The sequence below is a fragment of the Camelimonas sp. FR25 genome, assembly GCF_059740505.1.
In genome coordinates this window covers 25,780-52,693 of record NZ_JCAWFG010000008.1, presented here as the reverse complement: position 1 = coordinate 52,693, position 26,914 = coordinate 25,780, and the positions used below count along the sequence as shown (strand labels likewise).

Here is a 26,914-nt window from a genome sequence, read left to right as displayed (position 1 = left end):
GATGGCTCGCAGGGGAGCCTGCCACACAATGGCGTGGGCCGCCCTTGGCGGCGGCCCCGATTGGCGGCGCGAACATGCGGCGCCAGCCTGAAATCTGGGCTGGCGGTTCAGCGCGGATTCCAGAATCCGATGAGCGTGATTCATCGGGTTCTGGCCAAGCCCGTGCGGCGCCTGAGCATTGCAGGATGCGGATGCGTCAGCATCTGCGCATCCTGGTATTATTTGCGGGCCGTCAGCTGGTCGAACACGCCGCCATTGTCGAAATAGGACTTCTGGATCACGTCCCAATTGCCGAGCAGATCCTCAATGCGGAACAGCTTGACCTCGACCGGCTTGTCCTCTGGCTTCAGCACCGACACGTCCGACGGGCGATAATGGTGTTTGGCGATGATGCGCTGCGCCTCGGGCGAATACAGGAATTTGAGATAGGCTTCCGCTGCCTTGCGCGTGCCGTTGCGGTCGACATTGCCTTCGACCAGCGCCACCGGCGGCTCGGCGAGGATCGAGGTTTTGGGCACGACAATGTCGAACTTGTCCTTGCCGAACTCACTGGTGATCAGATGCGCCTCATTCTCCCACGCAGGCAGCACGTCGCCAAAATTGCGCTGGGCGAAGGTGATGGTTGAGCCACGGGCGCCGGTGTCGAGCGATTTGACGTTCTTGTACAGCGCGCCAACGAAGTCGCGAACCTTCGCCTCATCCTTGCTGAACTTCTCCGAGGCATAGCCCCAGGCGCCGAGGAAGTTCCAGCGTCCGCCCGCCGAGGTCTTGGGGTTGGGCGTGATGACCCCGACATCGGCGCGCACCAGATCGTCCCAATCCTTGATCGCCTTGGGATTGCCCTTGCGCACCACGAACACCACGGTGGAGGTGTAGGGCAGACCATTGTTGGGCAGCTTGCTGCGCCAGTCAGCCGGAATCTTGCCGCTGAGTCTCGCGATGGCGTCGATGTCCGAGGGAATGCCCAGCGTCACCACATCGGCTGGCGCGCCATCGATGACCGTACGCGCCTGCGAGCCGGAGCCGCCATGCGAGGTGCGCACCTGCACCTGCTCGCCGCCCTGCCCGGCATAGGCCTTGCTGAAGGCGGCGTTGAGCTCGCGATACAATTCGCGGGTGGGATCATACGACACGTTGAGCAAGGCCTGGGCGGCGTGCGCCTCGCGCGGCAGCCCGGCGAGCACGCCGGCGGCGGCCAGCCCGAGCACGGCGACGCCAGCGGCGGCGGCGAGCTTCATGCCGGCCCGACGCGAGGGCGCGGCGACGCGACCGCCCACCGGCGCATCATCCTGCGCCGCCACGCCCGTCAGCGCCCTGGTGAACAATCCGGAAAAGTGACGCCCCCGAGTGGCCATGGAAGCCTCCTGAAATTTTCACTTATAATCGCGATGTTTTTTCAGATTGCAACGGGAAATCTGTGAAATATCCAATTTCACAGATTGGTATGTGTTTATCGGATGAATCCGCTTTAAATCTGCAACTACCAGTTCTAAACAAAGGGACGGCGCCAGCGCCCAGGGATTGACAGTGTCGGGCCTTGATCCATCGCCGCCAGCGATGCGGTCCGGGCCGGCCAGGATTTAGGACTAGCTCATGAAGCGCTTTGACAGCGTTCTCGACGCCATTGGCGACACGCCGCTGATCCGTCTGCGGCATGCCTCGGAACTCACCGGCTGCAACATTTACGGCAAGGCAGAGTTCCTGAACCCGGGGCAGTCCGTCAAGGACCGCGCGGCGCTGTACATTATCCGCGACGCCGAGAAGCGCGGCCTGCTGCGGCCTGGCGGCGTCATCGTCGAGGGCACGGCCGGCAACACTGGCATCGGCCTCGCCACCGTTGGCAACGCGCTCGGCTACCGTAGCGTCATCGTGATTCCTGAGACCCAGGCCCAGGAAAAAAAGGACGCCCTCACCCTGCTCGGCGCCGAGCTGGTGCAGGTGCCAGCCGTGCCTTACGCCGACCCTAACAATTACGTGAAGCTGTCGGGCCGCCTCGCCGAACAGCTCGCCGCCACCGAAGCCAATGGCGCGGTGTGGGCAAATCAGTTCGACAATGTCGCCAACCGCCAGGCGCATATCGAAACCACGGGCCCGGAGATCTGGGAGCAGACCGGCGGCAAGATCGACGGCTTCACCTGCGCCGTCGGCAGCGGCGGCACGCTCGCCGGCATCGCCATCGCGCTGAAGCAGCGCAATCCCAACATCCGCATCGCCCTCGCCGACCCGATGGGCGCGGCGCTCTATGAATATTACACCAATGGCGTGCTGAAATCGGCGGGCTCTTCGATCACCGAAGGCATCGGCCAGGGCCGCATCACCGCCAATCTGGAAGATGCGCCGATCGACCTCGCTTATCAGATCCCCGACGAAGAAGCGCTGCCGGTGATCTTTGACCTGCTGGAGCACGAGGGCCTGTGCCTCGGCGGCTCCTCCGGCGTCAATGTCGCCGGCGCCATCCGCCTGGGCAAAGAGCTGGGACCGGGGCACACCATCGTCACCATCCTCGCTGACTACGGCAATCGTTATCAGTCCAAGCTGTTCAACCCGGCCTTCCTCCGGGAAAAGGGCCTGCCGACCCCCGCGTGGCTGGAGAAACCGTCACACGTCAAAGCGCCTCTGCTCTAATCCCGCGCAGCCGGCACAGCGCCCCACCCATCTCCAGCCGACCCGGCGGCGAACGGGAACCAGCGCGCCGCCGGCGCGTTGTCCTTGCATACCGCTCGCCGGATGGCCGGCGCGCGCCTGATGGCGCTGGACGGGAAGCCCTTCGCGCGACCCGTCGCCTGCCGGACGGGCTGTCTTGTGGAGTGGCGCCTCGTGCCGGGGCTCCGCTCCCGCGGCCCTCCCGCCGCCAGCACAGATTGGCAGGCGTCATGCTCTGGCGCTGATGACAAGGAGAACGCAGATGAGTTCCTGGCTGGGAAGCAGCAAGCCGAAGACCGTCACTGACGAGCTGGACGCCCTGCGCAATGAGGTGGCCGCGATCGCCAAGCGGGTCTCGGGCATCGCTGGAACCACAGGCGAAGCGCTTCGAGACAACGTCGCCCAGTTGCGCTCGGCCATTCCTGACAGCAACCAGCTGTCGCGCGCCGCCAATTCGGCCATCGATCAGGGCCGGCATTACCTCGACCAGGCCGGCGCCGAAGTGCGCGGCGGTGTGCGCGATGCCCGCGTCGCCGTGCAGCAGAATCCGGCCACCTCGATCGCCGTCGCCGCGGGCGTCGGTTTCCTGGTTGGCCTGCTGGTCGGCAGCTCGCGTAGCGACGACTGACGCCGCCTTCCACCACAGGATGCGTCAGCCAGAACAACCCGACAAAAGAAAGCCCGGATCAACTCCGGGCTTTCTTGCATCTGGGATGACCCAGGTCCTGGGCGGTAGGCTCATACCAGAACCCGATGAGCTTCACTCATCGGGTTCTGGCCAAGCCCGTGCGGCGCCTGAGCATTTCAGGATGCGGATGCGTCAGCATCCGCGCATCCTGGCATCAGCCCACCGGTTCGGCGCCAGCGCGACGATCGAAGAACAGCGCCTGGGAAATGGCGGCCCGCACCGTATCGATGTGGAACGGCTTGGTGATCAGGAACGCTGGCTCCGGCCGCTCGCCGGTGAGCAGCCGCTCCGGGTATGCGGTGATGAATACCACCGGCACCGAGAAGCCGCCGATCATCTCATTCACCGCGTCAAGGCCAGAGCTGCCGTCGGCGAGCTGGATGTCAGCGAGCACGAGGCCAGGACGGCGCTCATTGGCTTTCTCGATGGCCTCGCGATGGGTGCGGGCGACGCCGACGACGCGGTGGCCCATATCCTCGACCAGCCCTTCCAGGTCCATGGCGATGATCGGCTCGTCTTCAATGATCAGCACGTCGGTGGCGACCTGGGCTGCGATCTCGCGGCCTGCCTCGGTGACCAGCTCGTTGGCCTCCCTGGCGCTGACGCCAAGAATGTCTGCGACTTCCTCGATGGAAAAGCCCTCAATGGCGCGCAACAGGAAGGCCTGGCGCGGGCGCGGCGTCAACGCCGTCACCCGGCGCTCGGCGACGCCGCCTTGCGCATCGCCTGCATCGGCGTCTTCCAGCCCAGGGCCAACCGACGACCAGATCTTGAGGAACACCTGATACAGCGACGCCCGGAGCTGGGCGCCAGGCCGCAAAACCTCTGGGTCGGCGACAATCGCCTCGAGCGCTGCGACCACATAGGCGTCGCCGGCCTTCTGGCTACCCGTTAGCGCACGGGCAAAACGTCTCAGATAAGGGAGGTGCGGCGCAATTTCTTGCGATAATGACATCGAATGCTCCAGGAAATCTTCCGCCGGCCCGGGCGATCAGCACGCTGTTGCGGTCAGTGTCGGAATAACGAACGGCCAAGTTGATAGTTCCACATTTTTTTCGGAACAAGAACCCACCCCCGGCGTTGTCTGAACTGGATCGCCCTGCAAGCCCGCCATGACTGTTGATCGCCCGTGAGCGGGCGTCGCGCCTGGGCGGCTTCGCAGCTGTTCCGTCATCACGCATCTGGCGGCGCTGACGCCGGGGGCGCCCGGGAGATTTTCAATTTGATCGAGCGAGAGGGCCATGGCCCGCTGCGGGCGCATGGGCAGGATGGGCGACAGGGCGGCGGCGGCCGCGCCTGGCGCGCGACGATGTATGGCTCGACAGGCTGGTCGCCCGGCGGCCCATCGCAATTGTTCCCGAAGGCCAGGCCATGCGAAAACGTCTTGCTCAAGCTTGGCGGATGGGAGACATTTCGCCCGTTGGCCCAGGCAGGCGCCAGTTCTGGCGCAGGTAGACAAGCACCCTCGCCCTTATCCCTGTTTCCGCCGTCGCGACGATCTGCTCCCGGGCCCGTGCGCCATGCTGCGCACCCCACGCCGCGACGCCTCCGAGGAAAGCCGTGACTATGACCCAGTTCAAGCCGTCGAACCCCAACGCTACGTCGCATGATCGCGAACGTGACGCGGTGAACGACGCCAACGACGCTGGCGATCTTGCTTCTGGCGCTGAGGACGCGGTGCAACGGGCGATCGGCTCACAGCTGCGCGCCGTGTACGATGAAGTCGTCAACATGCCGGTGCCGGACAAGTTCCTGGCCCTGCTCTCCAGCCTCGACGGGAAAACCGCCTCCCGCTCAGGGTCTGACCTGGATAAAGAATCGTGACAGATCCTGACCGCTTCAAGGAAGCCCTGCTGGCCGAGCTGCAGAGCCTGCGCGCTTTCGCCATTTCCATCACCGGCAATGTCGAACGCGCCGACGATCTGGTGCAGGACACCGTCGTCAAGGCCTGGACCAATATGAACGGCTATACTGAGGGCACCAATATTCGCGCCTGGCTGTTCACCATCCTGCGCAACACCTTTTACTCCGATTTCCGCAAGCGCTCGCGTGAGGTCGAGGATGATGGCAGCTACGCCGCGCGCCTGTCGGTGCACGCGCCGCAGCATGGCCACATGGATCTGGAAGATTTCCGCCGCGCCCTGGCCACCCTGCCCGACGACCAGCGCGAGGCGCTGATCCTCGTCGGCGCCTCAGGCTTCTCTTATGAAGAGGCGGCTGAAATCTGTGGTTGCGCGCTGGGCACCATCAAGAGCCGCATCAACCGCGCGCGGGCGCGGTTGGGCGACATGCTCGCCGTCTCCTCCAGCGCCGAGTTTGGTCCGGACGCCGACGCCTTTGCAGCGATGGCCAGTGCAGGCAGCGGCAAGCGCGACTGAGCGGAGGCGTCGCCATGCTGCGTTCAGCCAGCGTCAGATCACAACTTTTGGCCCTGTTTGGTCTGGCCGTCTTGCCGGCGGTGGTGCTGTCAGCTGGCCTGACCTGGCACGGCTATCGCGCCATTCGCCACACAACCGACCTTTATCAGCGCCAGACCACTGCGACCATCGCCAACCAGGTGCAGAGCGCCGTCGCCGGCGCCAATCTGGTCGGCTACACCTTGCTGGCGACCGGCGCCGACGTCGGCCCTGATCGGTTCTGCGACGCGCTCAAGGCGCATGTGCAGCGCGACGTCCGCGTCGCGGCCTATGGCTATTTCCGCAATGGCGCGCTGCTCTGCGTGGCCGGCGACGCCAGCGATGTCAGGGCCTTCACCTATGACGGTCTGCTCAGGGCGGCCAGACCATCACAGCCCGGCTCGTTCAATCCGGAGCCACATCTGGCGGCGGTCACCGTTAGCGACGCCGGGCCGCACCGGCTGGGGACCGCATCGTTCCGGGGCGGCTCGGATGTGCTGCTGACAGTGATGTCGCAGGAATATCTAGACCGCCTGATCAATCGTTCGGCGCGCCAGCGGGGCGGCGTTGTCAGCTTGCTCACCGAAAATCACCAACCGATCAGCGACAACGGCGATGCGGCGAAATCCAGCTGGCTGCCGCGTGATCCGGCGGCCTATGTCGACAGCCGGGGAAAGCCCCTGACGGGGATCGCCCGCAATGGCGACGAATACGCGTATGTCTCGACGGAGGTGGCGCCTGGCGTCGCCCATATCATGTCCGGCGTTCGCCAGGTTCGCTTCGGTAACGCCGAACAGCAGCTGGCCATCGGCCTCGCGGTGCCGCTGCTGATCTTCGCCATTGTCATGGCGGTGGCCTGGCTGGCGATTGACCGGCTATTCCTGCAATGGATGCGCCGCCTCGCCCGCACCGCCAACCGGCTATCGTTCGGCGATTTCAACGTCCGCGCCGCGTTGCCGCCCAACGCCCCGCTCGAATTGCGCCAATATGCTGACGCCTTCGACCAGATGACCGAGGTGCTGGCGGCGCGCACCCGCGAACTGGCCACGGTCGCCAACCAGCGCAGCGCTTTGCTCAAGGAATTGCATCACCGGGTCAAAAACAATTTCCAGGTGATCGCCAGCTTCCTCAACCTGACCAAGCGGCAAAAGACCGGCGAAGCCTATGAGGCGCTGGCCCTGTCCGAGTGCCGGGTGCACGCCATGGCCACCGCCTACAAGCTGGCGCTTGCTGATGGCGATATCAGCCACGCGGCGCTCGGGCCGTTGGTGACCGAAGTCCTGGCCTATGTGCAGCAGGCGGCGGATGTCTCCGCCAGCGCCATCGTGTGTCGTCTGCCGGAGAATGGCGGCGAAAACAGCTTCCTTGAACTCGACCGGGCCATTCCCATGGCGCTGTTGCTGGTTGAGGTCATGTGGCCGTTGCTCGACGACGATCACGGCCCGCTCATGCGCGCGCGGCTCGATTTCCGTCGCAACGGCGACCGCATGGATCTAGTGCTGCGCGACATGAATGCGGAGACAGCGCCGCGTCCGGGCATGGCCCAGGCGCAGCGCATGAGCGGCCGCTTGCGCCAGGCGTTCATCAGTCAGCTCGACGCCACGCCGCTTGACGCTGATTGCATCCAGGAAATTTGCGCGGCCCCCACAGCACCAGGCAGGGTTGTGCTGGCCATCTCGATCCCGGTGCTCAACGACCGCCACGTCGCCTGAACCGGACGCTGGCCGGCAGCGCATTGCAACCACATGCTCATGCCGGGATGCGCGTATACTCATGCATCCGCATCATGATCATGAAATGCTCCGGCGCCGTACGGGATTGACCAGGCAGCAAGGCGGCGCCCGAAACATTCGGCGTCTGGACGCCGGCCAAAACAAAGCCGGCCGCCCCGAAGGGCGACCGGCAAAATTTAAGGGGCTGCGTGTCAACGCCACGCTGACGCAAACAGCGCCAGATTGGTGGCCCACGTCCTCAGACGCCTGGGCTACGGCCGCGAATGATGCCCGCCACTGCCGAGATGGCGAACAGGATAAGCGCCACCACGAAGATCAGCTTGGCGATGCCGACAGCGGTGCCGGCGATGCCGCCAAATCCCAGAACGGCGGCGATCAAGGCGATGATCAGAAAAGTAATGGCCCAGCCAAACATGAACGTACCCTCATACTCGCGTCACGCATCGCCGCGCGACTGGCGTTTTGTAGAGGATAAACGTCTGAGCTGGGCGGTAGTTCCCAAAGCAACCCCGCGCAGCGTTGCGCTTCATTGCTTGCGTCGATCAAGTTACCGTTACGACCACGGCGCCAATCGACCTCAAACGACCGGCGGTCACGTCGTTGCTGGGGGGGGCGGACGCCCCCCGCGGGAGCGCCGGCGCACATCCGACGCGGGCCGGCATCCCGCCTGTCGTCGCCAGGCTGAACACAGCCTGCCTGATGCCCGGATGCGCAAATGCTAACGCATGCGCCTCCTGCCATGCTCAGGCGCCGCACGGGCATAAGCAGACCCCGACGAACCATGCTCATCGGGGTCTGGCATGACTGCCTGCTGGGCCTCACTCCGCCGCCTGAGCCAGCGGCGGCGGGCTTCTGAACGCCGCCCGCAGCATGGCCTCATTGGTTTTGGCGGCCTTCAAATTGCGCTCCTTGATATGGCCATAGCCACGGATCTGCTCGGGGATCCGGGCCAGATCGACGGCGACGCCATGATTGGCGTGGCTGAGATCGGCGAACAGCTCATGCATCAGCGTCTCGTAATCGGTGATCAGCTGCCGTTCGGTGCGCCGCTCGTGGCTGTAGCCGAAGATGTCGAAGGCGCCGCCGCGCAGGCCCTTCATTCGCGCCAGCACCCGCAACACCGGCAGCAGCCACGGCCCGAAGGAGCGCTTCTTCAGTTCGCCCGTCTCCGGATCGCGGCGCGAGATCAGCGGCGGCGCCAGATGGAAGCGCAGGCTGTAGTCGCCGTCGAACTGGCGGGCCAGCTTGTCGCGGAAGGCGCTGTCGGCGTACAGCCGCGCCACCTCATACTCATCCTTATAGGCCATCAGTTTGAAGAAATTCTGCGCCACAGCCTCGGCCAACGCGCTGCGCCCGGGGGTCCGCGCCTGCTCTGCCTGTCGGGCGGCCTCGACCAGCGCCACATAGCGCGCGGCCCAGGCGGCGTCCTGATAGTCGGCGAGGAAGGCGCTGCGCCGCGCGATGATCTCATCGATCTGCGGCGCCTCCGGCGCGGGCGGCGCCAGTAGTGGCCGGGCGATCCGCTCCACCGCCGCGGGGTCGTGGGCGGTCAGTCGCCCCCAGGCGAAGGCGCGCAGATTCATCTCCACCGCCGCGCCATTCAGCTCCACCGCCTTCTCGATCGAGGCCAGCGATAGCGGCAGCAGGCCGCGCTGCCAGGCATAGCCGAGCATGAACAGATTGGTGGCGATGGCGTCGCCCATCAGCGCCGTGGCCAGATCACTGGCCTTGACGAAATCGATGCCCCTGTCGCCCACCGCCTGACGCATGGCCCGCTTCATCTGGGCGTATTCGAAATCGACGTCGGGGTTGATGACGAAACCGGCGGTCGGCTGCAGGAAATCGTTGACCACGGCGCGGGTGACCCCGCTCTCCATGCGCGACAGCGCCGGCGCGCTCGCCGCCACCACCATGTCGCAGCCCAGCACCAGATCGGCGCCGCCAGGGGCGATGCGCACCGCCGCCAGATCCTCGGGCTGGGCGGCGAGACGCACATGGCTCATCACCGCGCCATTCTTCTGCGACAGGCCGGTGAAATCCAGCACCGTGCAGCCCTTGCCCTCCAGATGCGCCGCCATGCCAAGCAAGGCCCCGACGGTGATGACGCCCGTGCCGCCAATGCCGGTGATCAGCACGCCATAGGGCTCGACCAGCGCCTTGAGCTGCGGCTCCGGCAGCGCGGCGAAGGGATCATCCGCGCCCTGGGCCACGTTCGCCGCGGATTTTTTCAGCTTGCGCAGGCTGCCGCCGTGCACGGTGACGAAGCTTGGGCAGAAGCCGTTGAGGCAGGAATAATCCTTGTTGCAATTTGACTGGTCGATCTGCCGTTTGCGTCCAAACTCGGTCTCCAGCGGCTTCACCGAGACGCAATTCGACTTCACCGAGCAATCGCCACAGCCCTCGCAGACCAGGTCATTGATGAACACCCGCTTCTGCGGATCGGGGAACAGGCCGCGTTTGCGCCGGCGGCGTTTCTCGGCGGCGCAGGTCTGGTCATAGATCAGCACCGTCACGCCTTCGGTCTCGCGCAGCTCGCGCTGCACCCGGTCGAGGTCGTCGCGGTGGAACACCGTGGTCCCCGAGGGGAAATAACCGTTTGGCGGATATTTGTCCGGCTCGTCTGACACCACCACCAGCCGGCCGATACGCTCCGCCGCCACCTGGGCGGCGATCTCGCCCACCGAATAGCCGCCCTCGGCGTGCTGGCCGCCGGTCATGGCGACGGCGTCATTGTAGAGGATCTTGTAGGTGATGTTGACGCCAGCCGCGACGGCGGCCCGGATCGCCAGAATGCCGGAATGGGTGTAGGTGCCGTCGCCCAGATTCTGGAAGATGTGCGGCTCATTGGTGAACGGCGCCTGGCCGATCCAGTTGGTCCCCTCCGCGCCCATATGGGTAATAGTCGCGGTGCGCCGGGCCGGAATGTAGCTGGCCATGCCATGGCAGCCGATGCCGGCCATGGCGCGCGAGCCCTCCGGCACATTGGTGGAGGTGTTGTGCGGGCAGCCGGAGCAGAAGAACGGCGTCCGCGCCATTTTGGTCGCCGGCGTCGCCGCCATCTGCTCGAAGGATTCAAGCCGGGACAGCCGCTGCTCCAGCGCCGGATCGTTGTGGCCGCGCCGCTTCAGCCGCGCCACGATGGCCTTCGCCACCATGGTCGGGCTGAACTCGCCCTCGCTCGGCAGCAGAAAGCCGCCGTTCTCATCACGCTTGCCGACCACATTGGGGCGCCGGTCCGTCGGCATATTGTAGAGGTAGCGCATCAGCTGGTCTTCGATGAAGCCGCGCTTCTCCTCCAGCACCAGCACCTCTTCCAGCCCCTCGGCGAAGCGCAGGGCGCCCTGCCGCTCCAGCGGCCAGGTCAGGCCGACCTTGTAGATGCGCAGACCCAGTGCGCGGGCCTGATCATCGGAAATCCCCAGATCAGCCAGGGCCTGGCGGGCGTCGAGATGCGCCTTGCCGGTAGTCATCAGCCCCAGCCGGCCCGGCACGCCGGCGTCGCGACTGTCGAGCACGATCTCGTCGAACGGATTGGCGCGGGCAAAGGCCGCCACCGCCTCCATGCGCGGGCCGTGCAGCCGCGCCTCGGCCTCCAGCGGCGGATCAGGCCAGCGGATGTTGAGGCCGCCCACCGGCATGGCGAAATCGTCGGGGGTAATGATACGGATGCGCTCGGGATCCACCCAGACCGAGGCCGAACTCTCCACCGCCTCGGAGATCGCCTTGAAGCCGACCCAGCAGCCGCTGTAACGCGACAGCGCATAGCCGCGCAGGCCGAAATCCAGATATTCCTGCACATTGGCTGGATTGAGGATCGGCATCATCGCCGCCATGTAGACCTGCTCGCTCTGGTGGGCGAGGGTCGACGACTGGCAGCCATGGTCATCGCCTGCGATGGCGAGGACGCCGCCATAGGGCGAGGTTCCGGCGGAATTGGCGTGTTTCAGCGCGTCCATCGAGCGGTCGACGCCCGGCCCCTTGCCGTACCAGATGCCGAACACGCCATCGAATTTGGCGCCCGGAAACAGCCCGACCTGCTGGCTGCCCCACACGGCGGTGGCGGCCAGATCCTCGTTCAGCCCGCTCTGAAAAGTGATGTTCTCCGCCTGCAGCAGCTTCTTGGCCTGCCACAGCGCATTGTCATAGACGCCAAGCGGCGAACCACGATAGCCGGAGATAAAGCCCGCGGTATTCCGGCCCTGGGCCAGATCGCGCTGGCGCTGCATCATCGGCAGCCGCACCAATGCCTGGATGCCAGACAGATACACGCGGCCGGAGGGCAGCAGATATTTGTCGTCGAGCGTGACCTTACGCAGGTTGTCATCATTGGCCGCGACAGCAGCCGGACCCGTCACTACGTCTGTGGACATGTGCTTCACCCCGCTTCAGGGCGGCGCCACAGCACGAATTCCTCCCGTCATGACCCGACGAATATTTTCCGGCCCGCGGGAATCTCCCAGCCATAACCGCCTTTTATCCCGCAAATGCTAGAAAGCCTCCAAATTACTGTCAACAACATCCATCCCGGCCATGCGCCTGGCGCAAGGCTTGCGATGCACGGGCGGCCAAAGGCGCCGCACGGCCAGACGTTCCCCCGTCACGCCCCCACCCTCGCCGTCGTGCCCGTGCTCGTCACGGGCATCCACGTCTTGCCTGTCAGAATGGTCACGCCTCCCCACCGCTTGCACAATTCAACCGCGCGCCCTGCCACGAATGGCAGAAGCGCGTGGATGCCCGTGACAAGCACGGGCATGACGCAGCGGATAGCGGGGGCGGAAAGCGGCGGCGGAAGACGGCGGGCGTTGCGCGGTGACGGGCAGTGCGTCGTCGCAGGCAGTGCCTGTGGCACGCGGGGCGGCGTCCTGGTCACTGGGCTGACAGGTCAACTGTCAGCCTGGGCATCCCCCATCCCGGCCCCCACCGCCGCCGTCATGCCCGTGCTCGTCACGGGCATCCACGTCTTGCCAGTCAGAATGGTCACGCCTCAGCGCCGCCTGCACAATTCTACCGCGCGCCCTGCCACCTATGGCAGAAGCGCGTGGATGCCCGTGACAAGCACGGGCATGACGGGGCGGCGGGCCATGCGGGGCGGCGAGCCATGCGCGGCGTCGACCGCCCCTCAGGCCGCCAGGCGCGCCATGCTCGCCCGGAGCCGCTCGCCGCTGACGTTGAGTTGCAGCAACAATTGCAGGGCGAGGCGCGTCTTGAGACCGGAGAGGCGGCCGGCGCTGATGGCGCCGCGTTGCAGCAGGTCGATCTCCGATCCGGCATAGCCATAGGTGCGCGAAAACGCTGGTCCCGCCGCGACGCGGCTGGCCAGCGCCACCGGCACGCGCGCGGCCACCTCGGAGACGATGGCGGCGACGTCCTCGGGCACATGCCCTGCCCCAGCGCCCTCGATCACCACGGCGGCGAAACCGAGCTCTGGCGCTGCGGCCAGCAGGCGGCCGTCATCGCCCAGGCCGATACGCAGCAACGCCACCGGCGGGCACGTCGCCTGCCCGGGCCCGGCGAGCACGGCGCGCTGGCCTGGCTCCCCCGCAGCTGCATCGCTATCACCCTCGCCCAGCGCCCTCGCGTCCCACGCCGCCAATTGCTGCAACACCGCCTCCGTCGACATGCCAAGCAGGTCCGCCAGCGTGTCCGGCGCCTCGGCGGGTCGCAGCGCCAGCCGTAGCCTGCCCTCCGCCACCACGCCGAGCGGCCCATATCCGGGCGAGGCGAAGGCAGAGGTCAGCGATGTATGCGCCTTCTGCACATGCTGCGCCGCATGGACCTCATCATTGAGCACCACCACCGGGCCAAGGCCAACCGTCTCAGGGGCGGAGGCCACGGTGACGGCGGCGAGCAGATTGGCCGGCCCGTCGGCGCCCGCCATGGTCGGAGCGCGCATCGCCCCGGTGACCACCACCGGCAAACGCGGCGGCAGCAGGAGCGACAGCACGAACGCCGTCTCTTCAATGGTGTCGGTGCCCTGCACCACCACCGCCCCGCGCGCCCCTTCGGCCTCGCTCGCCGCAATCTGTCGCGCCAGGGCGACCAGATCGGCGAGCGTCAGCGACGCCGACGGCTTGCGCGCCACGGACACTGGCGTCACCTGCGCCACAGCTGAAAGCCCTGGCACGGAGGCGGCGAGGTCCGCCGCCTGCAGCGTCGGCGTCACGCCAGCCCCGTCCGGGCGCGCCGTCATGGTGATGGTGCCGCCCGTTGACAGCAGCAGGATCGCAGGCCGATCGGTCACGTTTGATACTCCACCGGGTTCCATCACCCTGCCCTTGCGGGACGCGCGACCAGCCGCGTGAGGCCGGATGGCTTCAGCGTGAGCGTGTCGTGGGCCGGGCGACCCCCTATGACGCAAATATCATCGTTACACCCGACAAACTGGCCCGAAAAACAGACAATCAGCCCGGTCAATGGTCATTTTGAGCCTTTTCAGTGGCAGAACCGCTCGCCATGATGCTGACATGACCATTCAGCGGCGCGCCGGGGCTCCGCAACGATCGCCCGGATGCCCGCGCCACGCAGGTCTGGCCAGCCTGCCGAGCCCTAGGAGACGCCATGTCCGACGTCATGGAAGCCCCGGCCATCTTCGACGAGATGTATGGTTTCGTGCGCGGCGCCGATAGCGCCCCCGAGGCGGTGCGGCAGGCCTATGTGGCCATCGACGCCTGGCTGCGCTCGGTCCCCCCCGATCTCCTCGACACCCGCCGCAGTCAGGCCGAGCTGTTTTTTCGCCGGCTCGGCATCACCTTCGCCGTTTATGGCGATGAGCAGGCCAGCGAGCGGCTGATCCCCTTCGACATCATCCCGCGTGTGCTGCAAAAGTCAGAATGGACCCAGCTGGAGCGCGGCCTCAGGCAGCGCGTCCGCGCCATCAACGCCTTTCTCTCGGACATTTATGGCCGGCGCGAATGCCTGCGCGCCGGCGTGCTCCCCGAGGAGCTGATCTGGCGCAATCCGGCCTATTGCCCGGAGATGGCCGGTCGGCCTGTGCCGCATGACCTGCGGGTGCAGATCGCCGGGATCGACGTGGTGCGCGTCGACGCCGACAATTTCTATGTGCTGGAGGACAATGTTCGCACGCCGTCTGGCGTGTCCTACATGCTGGAGAACCGGGAGGCGATGATGCGCCTGTTCCCGGATCTGTTCTCGCGCATGCCGATCGCCCCGGTCGAAAACTATCCCAGCATGCTGCTGGAGACCCTGCGCTCGGTGGCCCCTCTGGGGGCGCGGCACAATCCCACCGTGGCGCTGCTCACCCCCGGCCAGCACAATTCGGCCTTCTATGAGCACTCGTTCCTCGCCGACAAGCTCGGCATCGAACTGGTGGAGGGCTCTGACCTCATTGTCCGCGACAGCACGCTGTACATGCGCACCACCGAGGGGCCGAAGCGCGTCGACGTGCTGTATCGCCGCGTCGACGACGATTTCATTGATCCTCTGGTGTTCCGCCCGGATTCCATGCTCGGCGTGCCGGGGCTGATGGACGCCTATCTGGCCGGCAACGTCACTTTGACCAATGCCGTCGGCACCGGCATCGCCGATGACAAGGCGATCTACAGCTATATGCCGGAGATCATCCGCTTCTTCACTGGCGAGGAGCCATTGCTGAAGAATGTGCCGACCTGGCGCTGCCGCGAGCCGGACGCCCTGGCCCATGTGCTCGATAATCTGGAGAGCCTCGTGGTCAAGGAGGTCAATGGCTCCGGCGGCTATGGCATGCTGGTGGGACCGCACGCCACGCGCGCCGAGATCGACAGCTTCCGCGCCAAATTGCGCCACGCTCCGGCAGGCTTCATCGCCCAGCCGACGCTGGCGCTGTCGACCTGCCCGACCTGCGTCGAGAGCGGCGTCGCCCCCCGTCACGTTGATCTGCGTCCCTTCGTGCTGTGCGGCGCCGACGAGATCCAGGTGGCGCCTGGCGGGCTGACGCGCGTGGCGCTGAAGCAGGGCTCGCTGGTGGTCAATTCCAGCCAGGGCGGCGGCACCAAGGACACCTGGGTGCTGGAAGCCTGAGCGTCCCGTCGTCGCCATCCCTTCACTTTTCGGGCCAGCGCAGCGCCTGCGCCGCTGGCCGCCCCCTTCCGGAGGACGCGCATGCTGTCCCGCACCGCTGACAGTCTCTACTGGTCCGCCCGCTATCTGGAGCGCGCCGACTTCCAGGCGCGCATTCTCGAAACCGGCCTGCGCCTCGCCAGCCTGCCCTCGACCAATGGGCCTGGCAATGAATGGGAGAGCGCCATCGCCTCCTCGGGCGGCATGGCTCTGTTCTCGCAATTTTATGACGTGCTGAGCGAGGAGACCGCCCGGCACTTCATCATCTTCAGCAAGGAGAACCCCTCCTCCATCCGCAATTGCATCGCCATCGCCCGCGCCAACGCCCGTTCGGTGCGCACGGCGCTGACCAGCGAGGTGTGGGAGGCGATCAATGAAGCCTGGCTGGAGCTGAAGACCATCAGCGACCGCGACATGGGCCGCGAGGAAACCCTGCGATTTCTCGAATGGGTCAAGCGCGTGCCGCGCGGCGTCGAAGGCGCGGCGCACCACACCATGCTGCGCAACGACGCTTATTGGTTCGTGCAACTCGGCGAGGCCATCGAGCGCGCCGACAACACCGCCCGCATTCTCGACGTCAAGTATCATCTGCTGCTGCCCGCCTCGGAGCGGGTCGGCGGCAGCCTCGACTATTTCCAGTGGACCGCCATCCTGCGTCAGGTGTCGGCGCTCACCGCCTATCACTGGGTGTATCGCGAAAGCGTCCGCCCGTGGCTGGTGGCTGATCTGTTGATCCTCAACCGGCAGATGCCGCGCTCTTTGGCCAGTTGCTATGGCTCCATGGCCCGCATTCTCGACCAGATCGCCGAGGCCTATGGCCAATATGGTCCCGGCCAGGAGCAGGCCAATTCGACTCTCGCCCGGCTCGACAGCCTGCGCATCGGCGACATCTTCCAGAACGGCCTGCACGAATTCATCACCGGCTTCATCAAGGACAACAACCGTCTGGGCGCGTCCTTGTCGAGCCAGTATCTGTTGTCCTGACGCGAGGGGCCGCCGCGTCTGGCCACGGCGCGCCAGCCGGCCTGGCAAGCAGGCCGACGCGGCGACGGCAGCCACAGCCCGGTGAAACAGGCCCGCCTGTTTGCCTTTGCAGTTTGATGTCACGGGAGGGACGCCATGCGCATCCGCATCGCCCACACCACCACCTACCGCTACGACCAGCCGGCGCGACGCCTGCACCAGGCGCTGCGGCTGACGCCGCGCTCGCACGACAGCCAGCACGTGCGCTCATGGCGGGTCATCGTCCGCCCCGACGTGCGGCTGCGCCAGGACGAGGACATGCTCGGCAATCACGTGCTGCGCCTGTGCCTCGAAGGCCCGACCCAGGAGATGCGCATCGAGGTCAGCGGCGAGGTGCAGACCAGCGACACCCACGGCATCCTGCGCGGCGCCGCCGAGCGCTTCCCGCCAGCGCTTTACCTGCGCGAAACCCAGCTGACCCAGCCCGACGGCGCCCTGGTCGAATTCGCCCACACGGCGGCGGGCGACCTGCAACGCAACCGCCTCGATGTCCTGCATGACCTGATGGGGGCGATCCACGCCCGCATGACCTTCGACACCGACCACACCCATGCCGCCACCACGGCGGCAGAATCATTCGCCCTGGGCAAGGGGGTGTGTCAGGACCTCAGCCATGTCTTCATCACCGCATGCCGGGTGCTCGACATTCCGGCGCGCTATGTCTCGGGATATTTTGTGCGTAACGACGGCGTCACCGAGCAGGAGGCGGCGCACGCCTGGGCTGAGGCCTATGCGCCGGACATCGGCTGGATTGGCTTTGACGCGGCCAATTGCATCTGCCCGACAGACGCGCATGTGCGTGTGGCGGCCGGTCTCGATTACCACGGCGCAGCGCCGGTGCGCGGCAGTCGCGCTGGCGGCGGCGCCGAGAGCCTTGACGTAGCGCTCACTGTCGCGCAGGCCAGCAGGCAGAACCAGGCATGATGGCGCTCAAGACCATTCCAGGCCCCCTGCCCTGCGTTCGCAGCGAGACCCAGTCATGACCTATTGCGTCGGTATCCTTGTCCAGAGCGGCGTGGTGCTGCTGGCCGATACGCGCACCAACGCCGGCATCGACAACATCTCCACCTTCCGCAAGCTGCATGTCTATGAGAAGGCGGGCGAGCGCGCCATTGCCCTGGCCTGCGCCGGCAATCTGTCGATCTCGCAATCGGTGCTGTCGCTGATCAGCGAGGGCGTGCCCAATCCGGAGACCGGCGAGGTCGAGCGCATCACCGATGCGCCCAGCATGTTCCGCGCCGCGCAGCTGGTGGGCAACGCCGTGCGCCAGATGCGCAGGCAGTTCGGCGAGGCGCTGGAGGAAGCTGGCCTGCCCTTCGACGTGTCGTTCCTGCTCGCCGGCCAGATCCGTGGCGGCAAGCTGCGGCTGTATATGATCTACGCCGCTGGCAATTTCATCGAATGCTCGCGCGACACGCCATTTTTGCAGATCGGCGAGCACAAATACGGCAAGCCGATCCTCGACCGCTCAGTCAAATGGGACACCTCGCTCGACGACGGCATCAAGCTTAGCCTGCTGTCGATGGATTCCACCCTGCGCTCCAATCTCGGCGTGGGGCTGCCGCTCGACATGGCGATCATCCGCCGCGACGCGCTGGAGATCGCCGTCACCCGCCGCATCGAGTCCGGCGACCCGTATTTCCACGATCTGAGCGAGCGCTGGTCAGGGGCGTTGCGGGCGGCGCATATGAACATCCCGCCGCCGCCATGGGGGCTCGGCGATGCGGGGCCGCTGCCCGCCGTGGATGCGCCAGCCGACACGCCGCTGGTCCCAAGCCGCGCCGCCGCCAACGACTGATGTCAGAACCCGATGAGCTTGATAGATCGGGTTCTGGCCAAGACCGTGCGGCGCCTGAGCACTTCAGGATGCGGATGCGTCAGCATCTTCGCATCCTGGTATGACGCACGGCCGCGCGGCCAGGCCAATATTCCCCGCCCCCATCCCATCACACCCACCGTCATGCCCGCGCCTGTCGCGGGCATCCACGTCTTCACCCAGCGCCGCCCACCTCCCAGGCACACCAGACATGACAATGCCCGCGACCAGCGCGGGCATTGCTCAAGCAGACCATCGGCGCACAGGACGCCGCCAAAAGCTCAGACGAACTCAGCGTAGCCGTTATTGATCACCACCACATCGCGCTCTTGCACGCGGGCGCGGAACGAAACGGCGCCGCCGTCCTCCCGCCAGATCTCGGTGACCACCGTCTCGCCTGGATAGACCGGCGAGGTGAAGCGCACGTCCATGCGGCGCAGGCGGGTCGGGTCGGAATCGCCCACCGCCTGGATCAGCGCCCGGCCGACCACGCCATAGGTGCACAGACCATGCAAGATTGGCGCCTTGAAACCAGCCCCCGTCGCCACCTTCGGATCGGCATGCAGCGGGTTGTAGTCACCGGACAAACGATAGATCAGCGCCGCCTGCGGCAGGGTCGGCAGCGCCAGGGTGATGTCGGGGGCGCGCTCCGGCACCTGATGGGTTTTGGGCGTCGGGCCTGACTTGCCGCCAAAACCGCCGTCGCCGCGCAGGAAGCTGGAGCCGGTGACCTTGCACAACAGCTCGCCGGTGGCCTTGTCGATGATGTCGCGCTCCAGATACAGGATCGCGCCCTTACCCTCGCCCTTGTCGATCAGATCGGTGACGCGGGTGCGGCCCAGCACCGTGCCAGACGCCGGCAGCGGCCTGAACACCTGCAGCCCCTGCTCGCCATGCAGCACCTTGGTCCAGTCGGCGCCGGTCTCCGGGTTTTTCAGCCAGAAGCCAGGATAGCCCAGCACCACCGCCATGGTCGGCAGCGCCTGCAAATTCTCCTCATAGACGAAGCGCAGCTGGTTCTCGTCGAGCGGGTCCGAGCCCAGGCCAAGACCCAGCGCATACAGGATGGTGTCCTTCGCCGTATAGGTGTGTTCGAGCTCCTCGAACGGCCAGTTCAGCAGGCGTTGCGGGTCAATGGCCATAAGCGTTTCCCTCACGTTGTCTCATGTGCAGGCGGCGCCGTCGCGCCAGCATCCCTGGGCCAGGAACTTGTCATAGCCATCCGTGTCAAGCAATCTGCGAAAATGGATTTTGCAGATTTGCGCCGACGCAGGTAAACCCCGGTTTTCCGCCTGCGCGGCGCCGCGCGCGATCAGCGACGGGCGCAAGCCGCACGGCCGCCCCTGTCACCGGAGACCGTCTTGTCCGAGCCCTCACCGACGACCTCCAGCGACGCCGACGCCAGCCCGGGCGCGGATCATGACGCCAACGCGTCAGCAGCGCCCACATCGGCGGCCTCCGCAACATCCCCTGCGGCGGCGCGCAAGCGCGGCAGCGCCAGCCGTCGCCCGCGCGAGAGCGACGGCGCCGACAGCGGCCGGCAGTTTGTCACGGCGCTGGCCCGTGGCCTCGACGTGTTGTCAGCTTTCCGGGTGTCAGATGGGGCGCTCGGCAATCAGGAGCTGGCCGAGCGCACCGGCCTGCCCAAGCCGACGGTGTCGCGCATCACTCACACGCTGATGGAAATGGGCTATCTCAGTTACAACCCACGGCTCGCCAATTACGAGCTCGGCGGCCGCACGCTGAAGCTGGCCTTCACCGCGCTGGAGCGGCTCGACATCCGCCGCATCGCCCGCCCGCTGATGCAGGAGCTGGCCAATAGCGGCAATATGAACATCTCGCTCACCGTGCGCGAGCGCCAGTCGGTGATCTGTATCGAGACCTGCGAAGGCTCGGCGCTGATCGGCCTGCGCCTGCCGGTCGGCGCGCGCATGCCCATCGCCACCACATCCACGGGCAAGGCCTGGCTGACGGGCGCCACGGCCGAAGAACGCGCCAGCGTGCTCGAGGAGTTCCGTCGGCAGAAGCCCGATGACTACCCGAAGGTGAAAGCCGCCATCGACGCCGCCGTCAGTGAAGTGCGCGAGAAGGGCTATTGCACCTCGATCGGCGAATGGCAGCGCGACATCAATGGCGCCGGCGTGCCGATCATTCTGCCCAATGGCCGTGGCGTCTATGCCCTGGGCCTGGGCGGCCCGGCCTATCTGCTCGGCGAGCAGGAGATCCATGAGCGCTATGGCCCCATGCTGGCCCGCACCGCCCGGGCCATCGCCGAGCAGCTCGGCGGCGTGACGCGCCCGCAAGGCTGACGGCGCGGCCCCGTCGGACGTATTCCGCAAGCACGGCCCCTCGCCGGGTGCAGCACGCCTTCGGCCATTCTCATCCTTATTGCCAATGCGCCCAGCGCGTTGCGCGCCTTGCATCGGTCGCGGGCGCTGACGCATCCTCGGCGGCGTGACGCAGGCGACGCAAGGGACAGAAGCGCCCGGGCCAGCGCGCAGGAGGGACGCTGGCCATGATGTACCCGACCGAGCCAGAGCGCTGGATACTGCCCGAGGTCGCCGCCTTCCAGGCGCGTCACCACCCGGACAAGATCTTCGCGCGCTTTATTGGCGGCGAGGCCATCAGTTTCGCCGAGGCGCATGACGCGGGCGAACGCGCGGCCAGCTTCCTGCACCATCTCGGCGTCGATCCCGGCGACCGGGTGGCGGTGATGGTGCGCAATTGCGCCGACATTGTCCGCGCCTGGCTCGGGCTGGGGCGGCTGGGCGCGGCCTTTGTCGTGCTCAACACCGAACTCACCGGCAGTTTCCTTGAGCATCAGATCGTTAACTGCGGCGCCGAGGTCGCCATTATCGGCGCGGACCTCTTGCCGGTGGTCATCGACATCGCCGCCCGCCTGCCGCGGCTGAAAACAGTGGTGGTGGCGGATCAGGCCAGCCTCGGCGGTGCCCCCGCGCCTGACATGGCGGCCACGGGCTGGCGCGTCATCGATTTCGCCGGCTGGCGGGCGGCGGAGCCGTGGCAGGGCGCCATGCCGCGCGCCCGCGACATCGCCGCCATCATGTACACCTCTGGCACCACGGGCCCGGCCAAGGGCGTGCTGATGCCGCACGCCCATTGCTATCTGTTTGGCTTTGGCACGGCGGACAAATTCCGGGTGACCGCAGACGACACCTATTACATCGTGCTGCCGCTGTTCCACGCCAATGGCCTGCTGATGCAGCTGTACTGCTGCCTGATGACCGGGGCCACGGCGGTGGTGCGCCGCAGGTTTAGCGCCAACGCCTGGCTCGACGACGTGCGCGAACATGGCGCCACCATCACCAACTCGCTTGGCGTGGTCAGCGCCTTTGTCGTCGACACTCCGCCGCGTCCCGATGATCGCGACCACAAGCTGCGGCTGATCCTGTGCGCGCCCAACCCAGCCGAGCACGTGCCGGTGTGGCATGAGCGCTTCGGCGTGCCCGCCGTCACCTCCGGCTATGGCATGACCGAGATCAACATTGTCGCCTGGGGCGAGGCCGACGGCACGAAGCCAGGCTCCGCCGGCAGGCCCTATGAGCGGTTCTACGAGCTCAGCATCCGCGATCCGGATACTGACGAGGAGCTTCCCCCCGGCCAGACCGGAGAGATCATGACGCGGCCAAAACTGCCCTGGACGATGATGGCCGCCTATCACGACATGCCCGACAAGACCATCGAGGCGTGGCGCAATTTCTGGTTTCACTCTGGCGACGCCGGCTACATCGACGCGGACGGCTATCTGTTCTTCGTCGACCGCATCAAGGATTGCATCCGCCGGCGCGGCGAAAACATCTCGTCGTGGGAGGTGGAGCAGGCGGTGCTGCGCCTGCCTGGCGTGGCCGAAGTCGCCGCTTACGCCGTGCCCGCCGACCTCGCCGGCGGCGAGGATGAAGTGATGCTCGCCATCGTCCCCGCTCCCGGCGCCCAGCTCACCCCACACCAGATCGCCGCCCACACCGACCGCGAAGTCCCCCGCTTCGCCCGCCCCCGCTTCATCGCCCTCGTCGACGCCCTGCCCAAGACGCCGACAGAGAAGGTGAGAAAGACCGAACTGCGCCGCATGGGGGTGGTTGCGGGAACATGGGATCGGGAGGGCGACCGGAGCTGACTGGCGCTTATCGCCCACGCCGCATTCCCACAAGCCCTCCAATGCTCTAACACGCGGCTTTTCCCTGCCTGCGTGAGCCCCATGATTCGTCTCGATAACATCTCCAAGCAGAACGGCGAGCGCCTGCTCTATGTGGAGGCGTCGGCGGCGCTGAACCGGGGGGAGCGCATTGGCCTGGTGGGGCCGAATGGCGCCGGCAAGACCACGCTGTTCCGCATGATCACCGGCCAGGAGCCGCCGGACGAAGGCACGGTGTCGGTCGATAAGGGCGTCTCCATCGGCTATTTTAACCAGGACGTCGGCGAGATGGCCGGCCGGTCCGCCGTGGCCGAGGTGATGGATGGCGCAGGTCCCGTCAGCGCCGTCGCCGCCGAAATGCGCGAACTGGAGGCCGCCATGGGCGCCCCCGAGCGCATGGATGAGATGGACGCCATCATCGAGCGCTATGGCGAGGTGCAGGCGCGGTTTGAGGAGCTTGATGGCTACGCCCTCGACGCCCGGGCGCGTGAGGTGCTGGCGGGGCTCAGCTTCACCCAGGCCATGATGGATGGCGATGTCGGCGCGCTCTCTGGCGGCTGGAAGATGCGCGTGGCGCTGGCCCGCATCCTGCTGATGAACCCGGATGTGATGCTGCTCGACGAGCCGTCCAACCACCTCGACCTCGAAAGTCTGATCTGGCTCGAAAGCTTCCTGAAGAATTTCGACGGCGCCCTGCTGATGACCTCGCATGACCGCGAGTTCATGAACCGCGTCATCAACAAGATCATCGAAATCGACGGCGGCGCCCTCACCTCTTACTCCGGCGACTACGAGTTCTATGAACAGCAGCGCGCCATGAAGGAAAAGCAGCAGCAGGCGCAGTTTGAGCGCCAGCAGGCGATGCTGGCCAAGGAAATCAAGTTCATCGAGCGCTTCAAGGCCCGCGCCTCGCACGCCGCCCAGGTGCAGAGCCGCGTCAAGAAGCTCGACAAGATCGAGCGCGTCGAGCCGCCGCTGCGTCGCCAGACGGTGCGGTTCGAGTTTCCGGCCGCGCCGCGCTCTGGTGAGGAAGTCGCATCGCTGCGCCGCGTCGACAAGGCCTATGGCCCGCGGACAATTTACGACAAGCTCGACTTCGTCGTCCGCCGCAAGGAGCGCTGGTGCGTGCTCGGCGTCAACGGCGCCGGCAAATCAACGCTGCTGAAGATCGTCGCGGGCGAGACCGCGCCAGACGCCGGCCAGGCCAGCCTCGGCAGCGCGGTGAAGATGGGCTATTTCGCCCAGCACGCCATGGATGTGCTGGATGGCGAGCGCACCGTGTTCGAAACGCTGGAGGACGCCTTCCCCCAGGCGGGCCAGGGCTCGCTGCGCACGTTGGCCGGCTGCTTCGGCTTTTCTGGCGGCGATGTGGAGAAGAAGTGCCGCGTGCTGTCGGGCGGCGAAAAGGCCCGCCTCGCCATGGCGCGCATGCTGTATGATCCGCCGAACTTCCTGGTGCTCGACGAGCCGACCAACCACCTCGACCTCGCCACCAAGGAAATGCTGATCGAGGCGCTGGCCGAGTATGACGGCGCCATGCTGATCGTGTCGCACGACCGTCGCTTCCTCGCCGCGCTCTCCAACCGGGTGCTCGAAGTGTCGCCCAACGGCGGCGTGAACCAGTATGGCGGCGGCTACACCGAATATGTGGCGGCCACCGGACAGGAAGCGCCCGGCCTGCACGCTGGCTAGGCGCCCGCACGCCCAGGAGGGCTCCGGCGCCCGCTATCGCGCCAGGGCCCCTGGTCACCGTGTGGCGCCGCCTCCGCTCATGGGCTGCCCGCGCAGCACGGTCCGCCCCCTGCGGGGGCAAGACCCGACGCGACAGGCACAATCATCTGCGCCAGACGGCGCCTAGCCGCGAGGCTGGGCCGGCATGCCCATATCCGGCAGCCTGGGCGCCACACTGCTCCCGCCCTGCTTGGCGAGGCCGCGTTCAAGGCAGTATCCTTCGTTAGAGCTACCGCTGGCATGTCCGAAACCAGAGCAGTGCACGCGCGCGTCCGTCGATATGTCCTGGCTGACGCAGCCGGCCATCGCCAGGCCGATCAGGCAAAAGGCCAGCGCTACGGATAGAGTTTTCATCTTGTTTCTCCCGGCAGAGGCTGGACGACCTGGCCGCGATCACCACGCGCCGCCGCAGCACGCGCGATAACGCGTGGCGGTGGCGGCGCGCCGCATGCGCCACCGCCCATCCCGCGCCATGTCCAGCAGACACGTCGCGCCGATCTATCGTGCTGGAAATACCCAATTAAGGACTGGGGCCGCAGTATCTGATAAATGACGCGCAATACTGTGCGCCCGACGCCGGATGACGTCACAAATACTGCATTGCGCAAATGTCAGCGCTGGCCGCGTGGCGCCAGTCGCTAACATCGCGGCGGTCATTGCCATGGGTGGAGGCGGGTAGAGGCGCTATGGCGCAGACCGCCACGGCATGCCATGCCTTGGCCGCCCTCCTGGCCCGCCGGTTCCCGGCGCTGCCAGGGGGCGTTGCTGCCCGTGGAGCTAGCGGCAATCGCAGGTCGAGGTTCCGCTCATGCGATCGGTGCGCCAGTTGCCATCCCAGCGCTCGCGGCCGCCGCACACTTCCGGACAGCGGGTCTGCGCCTGGGTGTTGCTGAAGATTGGGCCAGCTGGCGTCTGCCGCACGGCGCCGGAAGGCCTTGCTGGCGACGGCGCCGGCCGTGGCGTCGACGCGCCGGAGCCCATAGTGGAGCGGTTTTTCATGCGCTCCCATTTGCGATCCTGCTCCGCCCGCCAGCGCGCCATATCCTCACGCTGACGCTCATCGCGCACCATCCGCGTCTGCATCATGCAATTGGCGTAGGCGTCGGAGCCAGGCTGGAAGCCATAGCTGGCGCAATCGCCCTGATCGCGCGCCCGCTGCTGCTCCGGCGACACGCAGCCGCCCAGAACCAGCGCCAACGACAGGCCGCAGACGGCCACAGCCAGTTTTCCCCTCATGGCCAACTCCGTGGTAGCGGGCCGGCCCTCGCGCGACCCATGCACTGCGGAAGCCCGACGCCTGCGCGCCAGCCCCACCACAGCCTGGCGCAGCCATGACAAAAGGGAATAATTAGTTTCGCATGTAACGATAATGTGCTTGCGGCCACGCTTATGATGTTTTGCGAGGCCGCAAGCGTGCTGACTTTCCGCGACCTGAAATGCCGGATCGCCGCACGGGCTTGCCCCGCGCCCGATACTCATGCGGATCAGGCGTCGGTATTACGCCGCGCCTGCAGCCCCTATCCGCCGGCGCCACAGCAGCGCGCCGCGAAACAAACCCACCGGCCGCGCCCGATAAAAGCAATCAGCAAATCAAATGCGCAGGATCTTCGGAAATATTGGCCGCGCTGCGCCGCCTACACTGAAGCGTCTCCCAGCAACCAGCGGAACCTTCAGATCATGACCCCTATGTCTCGTCGCGCCGCCCTGACCCTGCTCACGCTCGCCGGCCTTTCACTCGCCAGCCCGCCGGACGCAGCGCGCGCCCAGCCCTCGCCGGCGACGCCGGAAAAGACACTGAAAATCGGCTTCGTGCCCGGACCCTATGAGGACACCTTCCGCAAGGGTGTCGAGCCCATCCTCAAGCGTAAGGGCTACAGCATTACTTACGTCAATTTCAGCGCCGGGCTTGAGGCCAATAACGCCGTATTCACCGGCGACATCCACGCCAATGTCATGCAGCACTCTGTCTATCTGAACGCCTATAATGCGCGGCAGAAGACCGATCTGGCCGGCATCGTGCATGTGCCGACGCCGCCCATGGGGCTGTATTCGCGGCCCTATACATCGGCCGACGCCGTGAAGGCCGGCGCCCGGGTGGCGGTTCCCAGTGATCCGGTCAATCTGGAGCGGGCGCTCAAGATCCTGCGCGATCTCGGCTGGATCGAGCTCAAGCCCTCTGGCAGCCCCATCGACGTCACCGAACTCGACGTCATCCGCAACAGCAAGGGCGTCAAAATTGTGCCGCTGGAAGCCGCCTAGGCGCCGCGCGCCCTGGCGGATGTCGAACTGGCCGCCATTCAGGGCAATTTCGCCATTTACAGCGACCTGAAGCTGACCGACGCGCTGGCGCTGGAAAAGATGACGCTGCCTTACGTTAATGTGGTGGCGGTGAAGGCGCGGAACGTGGAGGCGCCCTGGGCGAAGGACATCGCCGAGGCCTATCGCTCGGCGGAATTCCAGCAAACCATTCGCGCCGACCGGTTCTATGACGGCTTCCGTCTGCCCGATCACTTCGACCGCCAGGCGAGCAATTGATCGGCCATGGCGGCCTGCCGTCGGCGCCTGGCCTCTGTCAGGCACAAGCCAATAATACCAGGATGCGAAGATGCTGACGCATCCGCATCCTGCAATGCTCAAGCGCCGCACGGGCTTGGCCAGAACCCGATCTATCACGCT

General features: G+C 66.2%; 19 protein-coding genes and 1 pseudogene. 13 read left to right on the top strand and 7 right to left on the bottom strand.

Features of this window, described 5'->3' with window-relative positions; all coding sequences use genetic code 11:
* Nucleotides 1-218: 218 nt before the first annotated feature.
* Entirely contained in the window at nt 219-1,238 is a 1,020-nt protein-coding gene (locus tag AC6A67_RS00625; protein ID WP_498034615.1) for a sulfate ABC transporter substrate-binding protein, read from the bottom strand.
* Between the two features lie 355 nt (nt 1,239-1,593).
* Here AC6A67_RS00625 and AC6A67_RS00620 point away from each other — a divergent pair, with 355 nt between their 5' ends.
* Together AC6A67_RS00620 and AC6A67_RS00615 are read left to right on the top strand one after the other, a co-directional pair.
* Nucleotides 1,594-2,625: a cysteine synthase A gene (locus AC6A67_RS00620; protein ID WP_498034581.1), complete on the top strand. Its 1,032-nt coding sequence runs from the start codon at nt 1,594-1,596 to the stop codon at nt 2,623-2,625.
* A 280-nt stretch (nt 2,626-2,905) separates the two neighbouring features.
* A complete protein-coding gene (locus AC6A67_RS00615; protein ID WP_498034580.1) occupies nt 2,906-3,271 on the top strand; it encodes an ElaB/YgaM/YqjD family protein in 366 nt (121 codons plus the stop codon).
* Between the two features lie 214 nt (nt 3,272-3,485).
* Here the strand turns inward: AC6A67_RS00615 and AC6A67_RS00610 are convergent, their stop codons facing one another.
* A complete protein-coding gene (locus tag AC6A67_RS00610; protein ID WP_498034579.1) occupies nt 3,486-4,286 on the bottom strand; it encodes a response regulator in 801 nt (266 codons plus the stop codon).
* A 611-nt stretch (nt 4,287-4,897) separates the two neighbouring features.
* On the opposite strand from AC6A67_RS00610, the gene AC6A67_RS00605 reads away from it, so the two are divergent.
* The 3 genes from AC6A67_RS00605 to AC6A67_RS00595 are packed head-to-tail and all read left to right on the top strand — an operon-like array spanning nt 4,898 to nt 7,439.
* On the top strand, nt 4,898-5,155 hold the full coding sequence (locus AC6A67_RS00605) for a NepR family anti-sigma factor (RefSeq protein ID WP_498034578.1): 258 nt from the start codon (nt 4,898-4,900) through the stop codon (nt 5,153-5,155).
* A complete protein-coding gene (locus tag AC6A67_RS00600) occupies nt 5,152-5,709 on the top strand; it encodes a sigma-70 family RNA polymerase sigma factor (protein WP_498034577.1) in 558 nt (185 codons plus the stop codon). Before AC6A67_RS00605 ends, AC6A67_RS00600 begins: the two co-directional genes overlap by 4 nt.
* A gap of 14 nt (nt 5,710-5,723) precedes the next feature.
* Nucleotides 5,724-7,439, top strand: coding sequence for a sensor histidine kinase (locus AC6A67_RS00595; RefSeq protein ID WP_498034576.1), 1,716 nt, complete (start codon nt 5,724-5,726; stop codon nt 7,437-7,439).
* A gap of 259 nt (nt 7,440-7,698) precedes the next feature.
* On the opposite strand, the gene AC6A67_RS00590 is transcribed toward AC6A67_RS00595, so the two are convergent.
* The 3 genes from AC6A67_RS00590 to AC6A67_RS00580 all read right to left on the bottom strand — a co-directional run bounded on the left by AC6A67_RS00590 (nt 7,699) and on the right by AC6A67_RS00580 (nt 13,701).
* On the bottom strand, nt 7,699-7,875 hold the full coding sequence (locus AC6A67_RS00590; protein WP_498034575.1) for a DUF1328 domain-containing protein: 177 nt from the start codon (nt 7,873-7,875) through the stop codon (nt 7,699-7,701).
* Between the two features lie 403 nt (nt 7,876-8,278).
* A complete protein-coding gene (locus AC6A67_RS00585; RefSeq protein WP_498034574.1) occupies nt 8,279-11,830 on the bottom strand; it encodes an indolepyruvate ferredoxin oxidoreductase family protein in 3,552 nt (1,183 codons plus the stop codon).
* Between the two features lie 749 nt (nt 11,831-12,579).
* Complete coding sequence (locus tag AC6A67_RS00580) at nt 12,580-13,701, bottom strand: asparaginase (RefSeq protein ID WP_498034573.1); 1,122 nt, start codon at nt 13,699-13,701, stop codon at nt 12,580-12,582.
* Nucleotides 13,702-14,018: 317 nt separating this feature from the next.
* Here AC6A67_RS00580 and AC6A67_RS00575 point away from each other — a divergent pair, with 317 nt between their 5' ends.
* The 4 genes from AC6A67_RS00575 to AC6A67_RS00560 all read left to right on the top strand — a co-directional run bounded on the left by AC6A67_RS00575 (nt 14,019) and on the right by AC6A67_RS00560 (nt 18,336).
* Nucleotides 14,019-15,476 carry a circularly permuted type 2 ATP-grasp protein gene (locus tag AC6A67_RS00575; protein ID WP_498034572.1) on the top strand — a complete coding sequence of 486 codons (1,458 nt, stop codon included), beginning with the start codon at nt 14,019-14,021 and terminating at the stop codon, nt 15,474-15,476.
* 81 nt (nt 15,477-15,557) lie between these two features.
* Nucleotides 15,558-16,499, top strand: a complete 942-nt coding sequence (locus tag AC6A67_RS00570) for an alpha-E domain-containing protein (RefSeq protein ID WP_498034571.1) — start codon at nt 15,558-15,560, stop codon at nt 16,497-16,499.
* Between the two features lie 135 nt (nt 16,500-16,634).
* Nucleotides 16,635-17,462, top strand: a complete 828-nt coding sequence (locus AC6A67_RS00565; protein ID WP_498034570.1) for a transglutaminase family protein — start codon at nt 16,635-16,637, stop codon at nt 17,460-17,462.
* Nucleotides 17,463-17,517: 55 nt separating this feature from the next.
* Complete coding sequence (locus AC6A67_RS00560; protein ID WP_498034569.1) at nt 17,518-18,336, top strand: proteasome-type protease; 819 nt, start codon at nt 17,518-17,520, stop codon at nt 18,334-18,336.
* Between the two features lie 299 nt (nt 18,337-18,635).
* On the opposite strand, the gene AC6A67_RS00555 is transcribed toward AC6A67_RS00560, so the two are convergent.
* Nucleotides 18,636-19,496, bottom strand: coding sequence for a MaoC/PaaZ C-terminal domain-containing protein (locus AC6A67_RS00555; RefSeq protein WP_498034568.1), 861 nt, complete (start codon nt 19,494-19,496; stop codon nt 18,636-18,638).
* A gap of 219 nt (nt 19,497-19,715) precedes the next feature.
* Between AC6A67_RS00555 and AC6A67_RS00550 the strand changes: the two genes are divergently transcribed.
* From AC6A67_RS00550 to AC6A67_RS00540, 3 genes are all read left to right on the top strand, one after another.
* Nucleotides 19,716-20,663: an IclR family transcriptional regulator gene (locus AC6A67_RS00550; RefSeq protein WP_498034567.1), complete on the top strand. Its 948-nt coding sequence runs from the start codon at nt 19,716-19,718 to the stop codon at nt 20,661-20,663.
* A gap of 206 nt (nt 20,664-20,869) precedes the next feature.
* Nucleotides 20,870-22,489, top strand: coding sequence for an AMP-binding protein (locus tag AC6A67_RS00545; protein WP_498034566.1), 1,620 nt, complete (start codon nt 20,870-20,872; stop codon nt 22,487-22,489).
* 81 nt (nt 22,490-22,570) lie between these two features.
* Nucleotides 22,571-24,199: an ABC-F family ATP-binding cassette domain-containing protein gene (locus AC6A67_RS00540; RefSeq protein WP_498034564.1), complete on the top strand. Its 1,629-nt coding sequence runs from the start codon at nt 22,571-22,573 to the stop codon at nt 24,197-24,199.
* A gap of 816 nt (nt 24,200-25,015) precedes the next feature.
* Here AC6A67_RS00540 and AC6A67_RS00535 read toward each other — a convergent pair.
* Nucleotides 25,016-25,474: a hypothetical protein gene (locus AC6A67_RS00535; RefSeq protein WP_498034563.1), complete on the bottom strand. Its 459-nt coding sequence runs from the start codon at nt 25,472-25,474 to the stop codon at nt 25,016-25,018.
* 153 nt (nt 25,475-25,627) lie between these two features.
* Between AC6A67_RS00535 and AC6A67_RS00530 the strand changes: the two are divergent.
* Nucleotides 25,628-26,773 (top strand): annotated as a pseudogene (locus tag AC6A67_RS00530) (MetQ/NlpA family ABC transporter substrate-binding protein).
* Nucleotides 26,774-26,914 lie beyond the last annotated feature (141 nt).

Excerpts from the sequence above, each read along its gene's own strand:
- AC6A67_RS00590 (WP_498034575.1), bottom strand. The coding sequence starts at position 7,875 with ATGTTTGGCTGGGCCATTACTTTTCTGATCATCGCCTTGATCGCCGCC.
- AC6A67_RS00595 (WP_498034576.1), top strand. The coding sequence starts at position 5,724 with ATGCTGCGTTCAGCCAGCGTCAGATCACAACTTTTGGCCCTGTTTGGT.
- AC6A67_RS00540 (WP_498034564.1), top strand. The coding sequence starts at position 22,571 with ATGATTCGTCTCGATAACATCTCCAAGCAGAACGGCGAGCGCCTGCTC.
- AC6A67_RS00545 (WP_498034566.1), top strand. The coding sequence starts at position 20,870 with ATGATGTACCCGACCGAGCCAGAGCGCTGGATACTGCCCGAGGTCGCC.
- AC6A67_RS00565 (WP_498034570.1), top strand. The coding sequence starts at position 16,635 with ATGCGCATCCGCATCGCCCACACCACCACCTACCGCTACGACCAGCCG.
- AC6A67_RS00535 (WP_498034563.1), bottom strand. The coding sequence starts at position 25,474 with ATGAGGGGAAAACTGGCTGTGGCCGTCTGCGGCCTGTCGTTGGCGCTG.
- AC6A67_RS00560 (WP_498034569.1), top strand. The coding sequence starts at position 17,518 with ATGACCTATTGCGTCGGTATCCTTGTCCAGAGCGGCGTGGTGCTGCTG.
- AC6A67_RS00625 (WP_498034615.1), bottom strand. The coding sequence starts at position 1,238 with ATGAAGCTCGCCGCCGCCGCTGGCGTCGCCGTGCTCGGGCTGGCCGCC.
- AC6A67_RS00615 (WP_498034580.1), top strand. The coding sequence starts at position 2,906 with ATGAGTTCCTGGCTGGGAAGCAGCAAGCCGAAGACCGTCACTGACGAG.
- AC6A67_RS00610 (WP_498034579.1), bottom strand. The coding sequence starts at position 4,286 with ATGTCATTATCGCAAGAAATTGCGCCGCACCTCCCTTATCTGAGACGT.
- AC6A67_RS00575 (WP_498034572.1), top strand. The coding sequence starts at position 14,019 with ATGTCCGACGTCATGGAAGCCCCGGCCATCTTCGACGAGATGTATGGT.
- AC6A67_RS00555 (WP_498034568.1), bottom strand. The coding sequence starts at position 19,496 with ATGGCCATTGACCCGCAACGCCTGCTGAACTGGCCGTTCGAGGAGCTC.
- AC6A67_RS00605 (WP_498034578.1), top strand. The coding sequence starts at position 4,898 with ATGACCCAGTTCAAGCCGTCGAACCCCAACGCTACGTCGCATGATCGC.
- AC6A67_RS00620 (WP_498034581.1), top strand. The coding sequence starts at position 1,594 with ATGAAGCGCTTTGACAGCGTTCTCGACGCCATTGGCGACACGCCGCTG.
- AC6A67_RS00570 (WP_498034571.1), top strand. The coding sequence starts at position 15,558 with ATGCTGTCCCGCACCGCTGACAGTCTCTACTGGTCCGCCCGCTATCTG.
- AC6A67_RS00585 (WP_498034574.1), bottom strand. The coding sequence starts at position 11,830 with ATGTCCACAGACGTAGTGACGGGTCCGGCTGCTGTCGCGGCCAATGAT.